The organism is Algoriphagus sp. AK58 (genome assembly GCF_014324365.1).
Taxonomy (GTDB): domain Bacteria; phylum Bacteroidota; class Bacteroidia; order Cytophagales; family Cyclobacteriaceae; genus Algoriphagus.
Map to the genome: position 1 here is coordinate 84,185 of NZ_QEIG01000022.1, position 12,863 is coordinate 97,047.

The 12,863-nt window shown below is 41.8% G+C and carries 12 protein-coding genes; 8 read left to right on the top strand and 4 right to left on the bottom strand.

The genetic code is table 11. The annotated features are described in order from the left end of the window. The first annotated feature begins 1 nt into the window (after position 1). A complete protein-coding gene (locus DDT91_RS18275; RefSeq protein ID WP_187177637.1) occupies positions 2 to 1,099 on the top strand; it encodes a BT_3928 family protein in 1,098 nt (365 codons plus the stop codon). Next, positions 1,096 to 1,626, top strand: a complete 531-nt coding sequence (locus DDT91_RS18280; RefSeq protein WP_187177638.1) for a shikimate kinase — start codon at positions 1,096 to 1,098, stop codon at positions 1,624 to 1,626. Before DDT91_RS18275 ends, DDT91_RS18280 begins: the two co-directional genes overlap by 4 nt. Here the strand turns inward: DDT91_RS18280 and DDT91_RS18285 are convergent. Together DDT91_RS18285 and DDT91_RS18290 are read right to left on the bottom strand one after the other, a co-directional pair. Next, the gene (locus tag DDT91_RS18285) at positions 1,616 to 3,130 is read right to left on the bottom strand and encodes an OmpP1/FadL family transporter (protein ID WP_187177639.1); all 1,515 of its coding nucleotides are present in this window, start codon (positions 3,128 to 3,130) and stop codon (positions 1,616 to 1,618) included. The genes DDT91_RS18280 and DDT91_RS18285 overlap by 11 nt on opposite strands. Before the next feature lie 77 nt (positions 3,131 to 3,207). Further along, on the bottom strand, positions 3,208 to 4,509 hold the full coding sequence (locus DDT91_RS18290; RefSeq protein WP_255502182.1) for a hypothetical protein: 1,302 nt from the start codon (positions 4,507 to 4,509) through the stop codon (positions 3,208 to 3,210). A gap of 202 nt (positions 4,510 to 4,711) precedes the next feature. Between DDT91_RS18290 and proS the strand changes: the two genes are divergently transcribed. The 3 genes from proS to floA all read left to right on the top strand — a co-directional run bounded on the left by proS (position 4,712) and on the right by floA (position 7,756). After that, a complete protein-coding gene (proS, locus tag DDT91_RS18295) occupies positions 4,712 to 6,193 on the top strand; it encodes a proline--tRNA ligase (protein ID WP_187177641.1) in 1,482 nt (493 codons plus the stop codon). Positions 6,194 to 6,284: 91 nt separating this feature from the next. Further along, positions 6,285 to 6,743 (top strand): NfeD family protein, encoded by a 459-nt coding sequence (locus DDT91_RS18300; protein WP_187177642.1) that lies wholly within the window; start codon positions 6,285 to 6,287, stop codon positions 6,741 to 6,743. Between the two features lie 2 nt (positions 6,744 to 6,745). After that, entirely contained in the window at positions 6,746 to 7,756 is a 1,011-nt protein-coding gene (floA, locus tag DDT91_RS18305; protein ID WP_187177643.1) for a flotillin-like protein FloA, read from the top strand. Positions 7,757 to 7,767: 11 nt separating this feature from the next. Here floA and DDT91_RS18310 read toward each other — a convergent pair whose 3' ends face one another. Together DDT91_RS18310 and hemA are read right to left on the bottom strand one after the other, a co-directional pair. After that, entirely contained in the window at positions 7,768 to 9,327 is a 1,560-nt protein-coding gene (locus DDT91_RS18310) for a WG repeat-containing protein (RefSeq protein WP_187177644.1), read from the bottom strand. An 85-nt stretch (positions 9,328 to 9,412) separates the two neighbouring features. Beyond that, positions 9,413 to 10,681, bottom strand: coding sequence for a glutamyl-tRNA reductase (gene hemA / locus DDT91_RS18315; protein WP_187177645.1), 1,269 nt, complete (start codon positions 10,679 to 10,681; stop codon positions 9,413 to 9,415). Between the two features lie 187 nt (positions 10,682 to 10,868). On the opposite strand from hemA, the gene DDT91_RS18320 reads away from it, so the two are divergent. The 3 genes from DDT91_RS18320 (at position 10,869) to DDT91_RS18330 (ending at position 12,861) form a co-directional block, all read left to right on the top strand. Next, positions 10,869 to 11,549: a helix-hairpin-helix domain-containing protein gene (locus DDT91_RS18320; protein ID WP_187177646.1), complete on the top strand. Its 681-nt coding sequence runs from the start codon at positions 10,869 to 10,871 to the stop codon at positions 11,547 to 11,549. A gap of 53 nt (positions 11,550 to 11,602) precedes the next feature. Further along, a complete protein-coding gene (locus tag DDT91_RS18325; RefSeq protein ID WP_187177647.1) occupies positions 11,603 to 12,079 on the top strand; it encodes a type I restriction enzyme HsdR N-terminal domain-containing protein in 477 nt (158 codons plus the stop codon). A 71-nt stretch (positions 12,080 to 12,150) separates the two neighbouring features. Beyond that, the gene (locus DDT91_RS18330) at positions 12,151 to 12,861 is read left to right on the top strand and encodes a Crp/Fnr family transcriptional regulator (RefSeq protein ID WP_187177648.1); all 711 of its coding nucleotides are present in this window, start codon (positions 12,151 to 12,153) and stop codon (positions 12,859 to 12,861) included. Positions 12,862 to 12,863: the final 2 nt, after the last annotated feature.

Here is a 12,863-nt window from a genome sequence, read left to right on the forward strand (position 1 = left end):
TATGAACAAGCAAGCAATTCTTTGGGTACTCCGAATCTTGGTGGGAGGCCTTTTTATTTTCTCAGGATTGATCAAGGTCAATGACCCTGTAGGAACAGCGATCAAACTGGAGGAGTACTTCGATGTTTTTTCCAATGACATCGCAGGCTTTTTCTATTACTTCAAGCCTTTTGCGCTTTACATTGCGCTGGTCTTGGTGGTTTCGGAGGTAGTTTTGGGAATCATGCTGATTTTGGGAGTGAGGCTGCGACAGACGGTTTGGGCTTTGGCCTTGATGATTTTGTTTTTCACCTTTCTCACCTTTTACTCTGCCTATTTTAATAAAGTGACCGACTGCGGTTGTTTTGGAGATGCCATCAAATTGACTCCTTGGGAATCTTTCTACAAAGACATCATTCTTTTGGTGATGATCTCCTTCCTGTTTTTCTTTAGATCAGAACTCCCTGAAGAAACACCCAAATGGGCTACGATTGCGGCAATTTCAAGTTTGATTATTTCTACAGGAATTGGGATTTGGGCAATTCAAAATCTTCCGTTTATTGATTTTAGAGCTTACAAGGTCGGAGTCAATATTCCTCTCAATATGCAGCCTTCGGCACCCCTCGAATATACCTATGTGATGAAAAAAGGTGCGGAGACCGTTTATCTGGATCAGTATCCCACTGAAGAAGGCTATGAGTTTGTAGAGATGGTTTTGAAAAATCCTGATGCCCTACCTAAGATTTCTGATTTTGCTGCTTGGAATCAAGAGGGGGATCAGACGGAGTTTCTTTTTCAGGGGAATAAAGTGATCATCCTGAGTTCGAATATGACCAAAATGAGTGAAGCCAATCTGGATGACATCAATTCCTTGGTGAAATCGATGGAAGGTGCGCCTGTGGATGTGGTCTTTATCGCGGCAGCTACCCAAGAAGAAATTGACGCTTTTTTGAATAAAAATGGCTGGAGTATCATCGGTCTACAGGCAGATGCGACAGTGGTAAAAACTATCATGAGGGCAAATCCGGGAATCATGATTATGAAAGATGGGGTTGTTTTAGAGAAGTATCACCACAATAATACTCCTGAGGCTACTGATGTTCTTGATCTTTTCCTATGAGTAAGAATCTGAAAGTTGTTTTGGTCGGTCTTCCAGGATCTGGTAAAAGCACTTTTGGAAGGCAATTGTCAAGTGAATTGGGATTTCCTTTTTTGGATTTGGATCAATTGATTGAGGAAAAGTATCTGATGAAGATACCGGAAATTTTTTCGATGTATGGGGAAGGAAAGTTCAGAGAATGGGAATCTGAAACGCTGGAACAGGTTTTAAACAGAGATTCTTCCTTTGTTTTGGCTTCAGGCGGTGGAGCTCCTTGTTTCAATGACAATATGGATCTAATCAATTCCCATGCGGTATCGGTTTACCTCGATGTCCCCCTCGAATCTATCTCCAATCGCTTAAGGTCCTCAAAAGTCCAAAATAGACCTATGTTTCAAGGACTCGACCAGGGTGAAATCATCCTTAAGCTTAAATCTCTATTGGTTTCGAGGGAATTTTATTACAATCAGGCAAAAATAAAGCTCAGCGGTGAAGACTTTTCCGCTGAGCTTTTGATGTATGAATTGATAAATTTACTTAGAAGCTAAGTCCAAAGGTAAGTACTCCCGAAGTGATCGAGTTTCTAACTTCGGTAATCGGGCCGTAATTGAAACCATCGTCATCCAAAACCTGATAACTTCTGTAAAGAGTATTGAACTTTTGATTGAATACAGAAAGATCAATCGTAAATGAATTGAATTTCACGCCCACTCCTCCGGAAATGATTTGAGTACTTTGATCGAAGCCAGGGGAGTTGGCATACGGATCCCCAAGAAAAGAATATCCTCCCCGAATCCTGAAAATATCTAGGATGGCTTCTCCTCCAACACGATAATTAATAGTGCTGGTATAAATATCTCTGATTACCTGATTGTCTGGGCCTTCATCAAAATCATTGGAGTTAATGCGGGCTGCACTGTAGTCTACCCAGTCAACATCAGCAGAAATGAAGCCTTTTTTACCAAAGAAATAGGTCGCTCCACCACCAATTTTCAATGGGGTATTGAGTCCATAATTGCTGATGACGATGTCTGAGAAGGCCTCTTCTCTTCCCAAAGTGACGTCCTCTTGCTCAAAGTAATAATTGTTGTAATTGGCTGTCATCCCTGCCTCATACTCTTCATTCATTGCAAACCAAGTTGGGCTTTGGAAAATGAATCCAAGGTTCAGGTAATCGATGGGCTTATAGATCATTCCCAAATTTAGATTGACACCGGTTCCGTTGATGAATAAGCTTTCTCTTAACGAAGAAGTTGTCATCGGTTGATCCACGAATTCTTCATTATAAACTTTGAATGAGGAAAAATTCACGGTTCGTATTCCCAAACTTCCTCCTACGAAAAACTTATGTTGAAAATTCGCCCCATATCCAAAAGTGACTTGGTTGGCACTTCCTTCTTGAGTGACGTTTTCATCCTGGAATGGAAATCCAAGAACGAATGAATCATACGTGTTAGGGTTGGAAATCGGTCTTCCTTCTGAATCAACAGTAATCGGGTTGATTTGATAAGTCTGATAGGCCAAGCCTGTCAGACCTCTGTTTTCAATTTGATTTTCAGGAATTCCAAAAGCATCCTGAAGATAGAAGTCAATGATAGAGCTTTCTCCTATTTCGTTAGAAAAATAGCCAAATTCAGTGTTGAAATTCGCAATTCTCTGAAAGCTGAATCCCCAAGCCCCTCCTTTAAAGGATCTTGATTCCAGTTCTGATTTTGGACTAGCACCCACATAGCTTAGATTAGGAAGAGAAAAGTTATTGGTGTTATAACTCTTGTTTTGTGCGAGATATTTGGTGTCAACTCCCCATCCTCCATAACCTAGGCTGAGACTTGCTTCGGATTTTCTGAAAAATCCAAGACCAGCGGGGTTCCCTGCGATATTGGAAACATCTCCTCCAAGAGACCATTGGGTTCCACCCACTCCGATAATTCTTGCTGAACCGGTAGGAACAGCTCGGCTGAATCGGTATGCATCTTCAAAATAGCCGCTTTGGGCTAATACAGTACCTGCTTGGAAAAAGACAAGGAACAATAGTGAAGAAAATAACCTCATTTATTGATTGTTTTTGTTCAGAAAAGAACGAGCCAGAAGTGTTTTATTGGATATTTTTTATAAAAAAAAGGGGGGAATTAATTCCCCCTTCCTCTGGAACCTCCGGAGACTCCGCCTCCAGAGGAACCACCCATGCTTCTACTAGGTGCTGAGAAACTACTTCCTCCCGAGCTCATTCTGCTAGGAGCACTGAAACTTGATGAGTTGTCGTAGGATCTACTTGGGCTTACTGACCTATTGTAGGAAGGTGAAGATGTACCTCTGTTGTAAGATGGAGAGGATGATCTATTGTATGACGGACTGGTAGATCTATTGTACGAAGGACTGGTAGACCTATTATAAGATGGACTTGAAGATCTGTTGTAAGATGGATTGGTGGATCTATCGTATCCAGAAGGATAAGAACTTCTTGAAGGGGAAGAGTAGCCTCTGGTATTTGATGGAGAGGTTACTGAAGGTCTTGCACTAGGGTAGGAAGAACCTCTGCTGTTAGAGACTGTACCACGATCGGATGCAGCCGAATTCATGTTTCTGGTAGTTGTTGCCACCCTGCTTCTTCCCGAGTTGTAATAATCATTTTGAGAATTGCTGAAGTCTCTGCTCGCTACTCGTGAATTTTCTGAAGAGGATATGACCCTTCTGGGAGAAGAGGAATTGGCTGTTGCTGCATTCGCTCTGGCTTGTGCTCTGGCTGTGCTTGGCATAACGGCTGCTTCTCCTGCTCTTATTCCAGTATTGGTAAAGGATGAACCTCTTGTAGGTCTGGCTCCATAAACTACCCTTCTGTTTCCATATTCACCACCGGGCAAGATGTAAGATGGATATCCTGGATAAACTGGATAGACGGGCATTCCCCAGCCGTACATCGGGTATCCCCAACCAAACATCGGATTTCTCCATCCATACATTGGGAATCCCCAACCTGGATACATGGGATAACCCCATCCAAATCCAAGTCCCATGTTGAAGCCCATAGGGTAACCCCATCCAAAACCCATCCAAGGAGACATTCCCCAACCCCAAGGACTGAACCCAAATCCCAATCCGAAATTGAAATTTATATTAGGGGTATTGAAATTCTGAGCTCCGTTATTGGAATAGAAATTATCGTACGCATTCACATTGACACCTGTATTTTGGGTAGGTGTAGTATCATCGAAATAAACCGCACCTTCTTCCGAGGAGGCAATATTAGTATTGGCTTGATATCTGGATAGATATTCGGGATTTACGTTTCTGGAACTGAAATTTTCCTGTACTGCAGTAGGATCCTTTTTCAGGTTTTCAAATGTGGTGGGGTTGTTATTAGCTACTGCATACTGTGTTGCAATTTTCACATCTGATGCCATGAAATAAAGGTTGTCATCGTTGTTACTCATTGCCATTTTGTTTGAACTACAGGACAATAATGTCAAAGAGCCCAGGAGAAGTGAAGCAGAGATAATTGATATTTTCTTCATAAGAGAAGTGGATTGTTGCATGGTTATACGAGATGACGAACCCGAGGTTGTACTTTTTGGGTTATATTTGCCACCCACAAGTAAGCAAAAATAAGGACATTTTACTATTTACAACAACTCCATGAGTAAAGGACTTCCAAAGCGCAGTGAGGATTATTCTCTCTGGTACAATGAACTTGTCAAAAGAGCTGATTTAGCCGAAAATTCCCCCGTACGTGGCTGTATGGTAATCAAGCCTTACGGCTATTCGATTTGGGAGAAAATGCAGGCTCAGCTTGATAAGATGTTTAAAGAAACTGGTCATACCAATGCGTATTTTCCCCTTTTTATTCCTAAAAGCTACCTCAGCAAAGAGGCTTCACACGTAGAAGGATTTGCCAAAGAATGTGCGGTAGTTACTCATTACAGGCTGAAAAATGCTGAGGATGGTTCCGGAGTGATTGTAGATCCAGAGGCAAAACTGGAAGAAGAACTGATCGTCAGACCTACCTCGGAAACGGTTATTTGGAGTACGTACAAAAACTGGATTCAGTCCTATAGGGATCTCCCACTGTTGGTGAATCAATGGGCAAATGTGGTAAGGTGGGAAATGCGCACCAGGCTATTCCTTCGTACGGCTGAGTTTCTTTGGCAGGAAGGGCATACTGCACATGCCAGTGCACAAGAAGCTATGGATGAAACCGTACAGATGATGAATGTCTACGCCCAGTTTGCGGAAGAATATATGGCCTTGCCTGTAGTTAAAGGCCGTAAAACTGAAAACGAGCGTTTTGCAGGTGCAGACGAAACCTTCTGTATCGAGGCAATGATGCAAGATGGAAAGGCGCTGCAAGCAGGAACATCTCATTTCCTTGGACAAAACTTTGCCAAAGCTTTTGATGTGAAATTTGCCACTAAAGAAGGAGGCTTGGATTACGTATGGGGTACTTCATGGGGCGTAAGCACCCGATTGATGGGAGCATTGATTATGGCCCACTCTGACGACAACGGGCTGGTGCTTCCTCCAAAACTTGCTCCGCATCAAGTTGTGATTGTTCCTATCTATAGGGGAGAAGCCGAACTGGAAGCTATTTCTGTCAAGGTAAAGGAAATTATGACAGAGCTAAGAAAAGCAGGAATCTCTGTCAAATATGATGATCGCGACACACAGAAACCAGGTTGGAAATTTGCGGAATATGAGCTGAAGGGTGTTCCTGTGAGAATTGCCATGGGACCGCGTGATTTGGAAAATGGAACTATAGAAATAGCCCGTCGCGATACCCTGACAAAGGAATCTTTTAGCCTTTCTGAAATGCCAATTTCCCAGAAAATAGCTGAACTTCTGGAGGACATTCAGCACAATATTTATCAAAAAGCACTGGATTTCAGAAATGAAAAAACCTCGGAAGTCAATTCCTGGGATGAGTTTATCCAGATTTTAGAAGAAAAAGGCGGGTTTGTTTCTGCGCATTGGGATGGGACCACTGAAACGGAAGAGAAAATCAAGGAGCTTACCAAAGCTACGATCCGCTGTATTCCATTGGACAGAAAAGAAGAAGCAGGGGTCTGTGTCCTGACGGGCAAGCCTTCTCAAGGAAGGGTTTTGTTTGCCAAAGCCTATTGATCTAAAGCCCGGGTTTTCCCGGGTTTTTTTATGGCTTTAGGCTAAGAATTCCCCTTATTCTCGTATTTTGGAGAAAAATCGTGCCTGTTCCATGGAGATATTGATTCTTAGCAGTCTGCTCATCACCGGTTTAATTCTGCTTTTATTGGAAATTCTTTTTATCCCAGGTACCACTGTGGTTGGGATTTTTGGTTTCCTAGTCAGTCTCGCCGGACTAGTTTATGCGTTTTTGACTTTTGAGTATTCTTTGGCTCTCTGGATTACAGGGGTGGCTTTGGCCTTGAACTTTGCTGCGGTATGGTATGGTTTCAGTTCTGGCGTTTGGAAAAAATTCTCGCTCAAATCCTCCATGACTGGAGGGGCTTTTGACGGAAGAACGTCAGGGTTGGAGGTGGGAATGATGGGTACCACTGTGTCGGATATTAAGCCTTTTGGTAAGGCATTATTTTCGGATGAGCTATATGAGGTTAAGTCCGAATCAGGGTTTATAGAGGTGGGGAAGACAGTGGAAATCGTAAAAATTGAAAACAATAAAATCATAGTAAAATAAATATGGAAGCAGATAGCTCATTGTTCGTATTGGTCGCCGCTTTTGCCGGTATTGTCCTTTTATTCATCTTTTTATACTTTGTGCCTGTCAATCTTTGGATTACTGCACAGTTTGCCAATGTCAAAGTGGGAATCGGCGAACTGATCGGAATGCGTATTCGGAAAGTGCCGCCAAGTGTGATTGTCAATTCCATGATCACAGCGACCAAAGCCGGACTGCAATTGACTACCAATGATCTCGAAACCCATTATTTGGCCGGAGGTAATGTGCCTGCGGTAATCAGGGCCTTGATCTCTGCCGATAAAGCCAATATCAATCTGAGTTTTAAGCAGGCCACAGCGATCGATTTGGCAGGTAGAGATGTTTTTGAAGCAGTTCAGATTTCTGTAAATCCCAAGGTGATCAACACCCCCAGCGTGGCAGCGGTAGCGGCGGACGGGATTCAGTTGATCGCCAAAGCAAGAGTAACCGTAAGAGCCAATATCGCTCAACTTGTAGGTGGGGCAGGAGAGGAAACTATTCTGGCCAGAGTTGGAGAAGGTATCGTAACTTCTATCGGTTCGGCAGCGACTCATAAATCGGTTTTGGAAAATCCGGACAAGATTTCCAAGCTAGTGCTCCAGCGTGGCCTGGATGCAGGTACCGCTTTTGAAATTCTTTCTATCGACATTGCTGACATCGATGTGGGGACCAATATCGGGGCAAAACTACAAATCGATCAGGCTTCAGCTGACTTGAAAGTGGCAGAGGCTAAGGCCGAAGAGAGACGCGCCATGGCGGTTGCCCTTGAGCAGGAAATGAAGGCGAAGAATGTAGAAATGCGAGCCAAAGTGGTCGAGGCTGAAGCAGAAGTTCCAAAGGCTATCGCAGAAGCATTCCGTAGCGGCCAACTCGGGGTCATGGATTACTACAAGATGGAAAATATCAAGTCGGATACTTCAATGAGAGATTCGATTGCCAATTCTGATAAAGACACGAAGGACCCAAGCCTGGGGAAAGGTGATAAAAAATGAGAAAGGGAGCTTTAGGCTCCCTTCTTCCTTTTTCCTTTGACAGATTCCTCCACTTGAATTACCACAGGAGTGTACATTTCTTTGGCCAGTATTTTTTGACCAGCCCAGTCCACCTGAATTTCTTGGTATTGAAATGGGAAAATGATGTCCCCGTTTTGTTTGATTGCACCAAAGTTGCCATCCTTTTTGGCTATGATAAAATCCTTTTGCTCCACTTGGAGGTGATCAAATTCCAAAGGCAAAATCTGATTTCCTTTGCTGTCAAGAAGTCCTTTCTTTAGATTTTTTTCCACCAAAAAATATCCCTCCGTGAGTCGGCAGATCTGGTCAAACCCTGAGTCATTGGCCAATTCTCCTTTACTATTGAGTAAATACCAAGAACCAGCTGAATATGCCACGGCTATACCTCCCAAAAATGGCTTGATTTCATCCCATTTGTTTTCAGACAAAATTCTGCCATCGGGATTGATTAGGCCCCATGTGCCAGAATTGCGAAAAGGAGCTGCCTGCTCGGAAAATAGGCTAACTTCGTTGAATTGTGGTTGTACTACCCAGCTTCCGGCAGAATTTACAAAACCCACCTTGCCTCCCTTTTTTGCTGGGAAAAGTCCCTCATTGCCGGCTCCAATCCATTCCGCGTCCGAATTGGGCTGAACCAACCAACCTTTTCTGCCTAAGAGTCCGATTTTGTTTTCCCTGAATTTTACATTAAAAAGGTCTTTTCCTATCAATTGGACTGATTCTATTCCGACTGCATCCAGCAAGATGCCGTCTTCTTTCATTACCCTTCGGAGCTTGCCATGAATGTATTCCAGCATGAGATCGCCTTCCTTGGTGATCTTATGGTAAGAATTGTAACTGACTTGGGCCTTGACCTCATCGCCTCGGATCAATAGATATTGATTTTCATCATATCCATAAAAGTAATCCCCACGAGAATGCTCCAATTGGTCGACCACAGGTTCAAGGACATAGTCTCCTTCTCTATTGATTAGTCCAAAACCTGTTGTTTCTTTCGCAAGAAGGAAGTTGCCCTCATTTTCAGAAAGCATTTGGTAGGCCTTCCCTGGGTCTTTGGAAAGCGGTAGGTAGTAATTTCCGTTTTTTTGAAGAATCACCATACCATGATGGGTCAAGATAGCTTCGTCAGCTTGCCCCAACGAAATGGTTTTCCCTGTCCCTCTTTCGAATATCCAGTAGGAATTTCCTTTTCGTGCCAATAAAATATTGGTGTAGGCTTGGATATCTTCATATTCCAAGGGAAGAGAAAGTTGTCCATATTCATGAAAAGCCCCGATTCCAGTTGGGCCTTTCACTAAAATCCATGGCTGAAGGTATTGGAAAACCTCTTCTCCTTTAAGATTTAGCATGGGACGTAGGTCCGAAGAGAGTAAAAAAAGGCCATCCGGACTTTTCCCTACACTGACTGTTTCTCCCAGGATTTGGACTTTTTCGTAAATGGCCCTGGTTTTAAGCGTTCCGTTTAGATCATATATCTCCCAGGTTTGCGCCGATGTCGTCAAGGAAAATCCAAAAAAAGCCAGTAAAGAAAGACTGAATCTGTTTTGCATAATAGGTTATCTGTGGCGCTAAAGATAAAATGACCAAAGGCTTTGCAAAAAGTCCTTTGGTCATTTCTAGTAAAGTTTAAGGAAATTATTTTTCTGATTTTACCTTTTCCAAGTCAAAAAGGTCTGTAATGATCTCAATCATTTCCTCTGCCTGATCTCGTTGGCAGGCAGCCCGAAGTTGAACTACCGGTACTTTGAGGATCTTTTGCATCATACTCTTGGTGATCTTGTCGATTAGTACATACTCTTTTTCATCCACATTTTTCAAGTAGCGGCTGAGTTCTTCCTGTCTGATCTGCTCTAGAGATTGCTTCAGTTTATTGATGGTAGGAGATACCATCATTTCTTTTTTCCAATTATGAAAATCTTCGATACTTTCTTCAATGATCGATTCGACTTTGGGAATTGCAGAAAGTCTTTTATCCAAGGCCTCGGTGGCCTTACTTCGAATATTATCTACATTATACAATATGACCCCAGGTACATCCTCTATAGAAGTTTCGATGCTTCTAGGTACTGATAAATCCACAAATAGCTTGTAGCTCGGAATATCAAATTTCTTTACGAGTTCCTTGGTAATAAAAGGCTCGTTTTTCATTATGGAACAGACAATGACATCTGCTTCTTCCATTGCTTGGTTACATTGTTCGAAAGGCACCACTTCAAATCCCAAAGGCCCTGCAATTTCTTCGGCCTTAGACTGGGTGCGATTGGTGATTTTAACCTTGGCATCCGGAAGATAAACCATGTTTTTGGCCACATCTTCACCAATTTCTCCCACACCTATAAGAAGCACTCTTGGTTGGTAGGTGTTTGAAGTAAGACTTTCGATTAATTCAATAGTTGCATAGGAAAGCGAAGCAGCCCCATCTCTAAAAGAGGTCTCTTGTACAATTCGCTTGTTGGTAAAGAAAATAGTATGCATCAGTCTATGGAGAAATGGTCCTGCCATTTCCATATCCGCTGCTGTTTGATAGGCCCTTTTTACCTGATTTGAAATCTGTATATCTCCCACAACCTGGGCTTCCAATCCCATGGAAACCCTGAAGAGGTGGGTAATGGCAGCTTGATCTTCATTGATGATCCGAAAATACTCCAAGTAGTTGACCACATCTGTCATCCCTCGTTCCAAGCCTATGAGTTTGATGATTTCTGTGCTCAAATCGAGTTCGTGGCTGTAGTAAACCTCTGTCCTGTTGCAGGTGGAAATGATCAGGGCATCGCTTAGACTGAAGAATTCTTTCAGTTTCAATAATATGCGCTGTATGGACTGCTCATCCAAAGAAATTAATTCTCTGACCTGAACAGGTGCTGTTTTATGTGATAAACTGACTGCTCTAAACTTAATCTGCATTGCTACAATGTGACGTTGCAAATTTAACAGATGATCTCACCGCAAAGGTTTCTTTCGTGTAAGCCTTTGCTAATTTGGAATGAATCTAAATAATTGCCTGAGTAAAATTTGAGGCCTGTTTTGGTTTGGCAACAAGTTTTAATAGTTTTAACTTAACATTTAGAAAGAATTTTTCAGTAATTTTTTGATGAAAGAGAAGATTTACTTTTGGTTAAAAACAAACTTGGGATTCTCGAGAAAAGAGTCCAAAGGCTTTGTTTTGTTGGTTCCGGTTTTACTCATTTTGGGGGTAAGTCCCGATTTGATAAGATTTGTCAAGAACCAAAATTCCGAGAAAATTTATCTAAACTATTTGGCCAAAGTTGACAGTCTCGAAAGGAAAGGTTTAGCATTGGCGGCTTCACCTCTTCCTACCTTTAACCCGCAGGATACGGTCAGGAAGTTTCAAGGACAGAGAGTCAGTGAGAGAATCAATCGAATCAATTTTTCAGAGGCAGACTCCATAACCCTCCAAATCGTACCGGGAATTGGACCTTCCACTGCAAGCAGAATAGTTAAATACCGGGAAAATTTGGGAGGTTTTAGATCTCAATCCCAACTAAAGGAGGTTTACGGACTCAAAGAGGAAACAATTGAAGCTATTTGGGAATATTTTGAATTTGATCCCTCGATATTCAGGAAAATTCAAATTAATCAGCTAGATCCCCAAGAATTAGCTAAACATCCTTACATCAGCTTTCAGGAGGCGAAAGTATTGGTGGCTTATCGAAAGCAACACGGAAAATTTGATTCACCAAGTGACTTGCTTCAAATTAAAATTTTTAAACAGGAATGGGTAGATAAAATTGGTCCCTACTTAGAGTTCTAAGAATCCTATTTGGATTTGAATTGATTTCAGGATGTTTTTTCCATCTTTGGGGGATGAATTCCAGTGAGAGTCAAAAAATCAAATTGCCTGGATTAGACCTTCCACATTTCGAACCAAATCTCCGTGTGGCTGATGGCAAGCTAATGATTTTTGACCCTTTGAGGAAGAAATTTGTGTCCTTGACTCCAGAGGAGTGGGTTCGTCAACATTGGATCAATTTCCTTGTCAATCATCATCAGTATCCGAAAGGTCTTTTTTCTCTGGAAAAAGGGCTGAAATACAATCAATTGCAAAAAAGAACCGATTTAGTGGTCTTTGACAGAGCAGGTAAGCCTTATTTGTTGATTGAATGCAAAGCTCCATATGTCACTATGAGCGAACAGACTTTGAGTCAGGCAATGGCATATAATAACGTGTTGAATTGTCCCAACCTGATTCTTTCCAATGGAATAAAACATTTTTATATGGTTTATTCCTTTGATGAAAAAAAATTTATTGAACGAAAAAGTTTACCCGAGAGCCCTAAATAATTATTCCATTATATGATTTATATCAGGTTATTTTTTTAAATTTTCAATACCATTTTTACACCAGCAAAATTATGAGTACTCATTCCCATACACCATGTGAGCTTTGTGCCAGTAGGAAGCAATCCATGTTTTCAGACCTTCCTGAATCTCAGCTCTGTACAATTTCGGATTACAAGAACCTTATTTCTCATCGGAAAGGTCAAATTCTTTACTATGAAGGAACAAAGCCTCTTGGGATTTTCTGCATTAATGCCGGAGTAGTAAAAGTTTACAAAACAGCGTCTAATGGAAAAGAGCAAATTATCCATTTGGCTAAAAAAGGTGATTTCCTTGGTTATGCAGCTTTACTTAGCGAGGAGAATTACACCAATTCTGCCATGATTATAGAGGATGCTAAAATTTGCTTTGTTCCCAAAGAGCCTTTCTTGAATACCCTTTTGAAAAATACAGATTTCTTTAAAAGAGTAACCAAGCAATTGAGCCATGAAATCGGGGTGATGGAGGAAAGATTGACAGATGCAACTCAAAAAAGTATCAGAGAAAGATTGGCTTTTGTCTTATTGCAATTGGCCAATTCATACGGCGTAGAAGGGGGAGGGAATCAAAAAATTGACTTGGTTCTAAGTAGGGAAGAAATCGCTGGTATTGTCGGTACTGCAACTGAGTCAGTGATCAGATTACTCTCAGAATTCAAGAAGGATAACCTGATTGATATGGATGGTAAAAAAATCATTGTCAAAGATAAGAGAGGCCTGGCTCGCTTGTCTGATTTTTACGCATGATC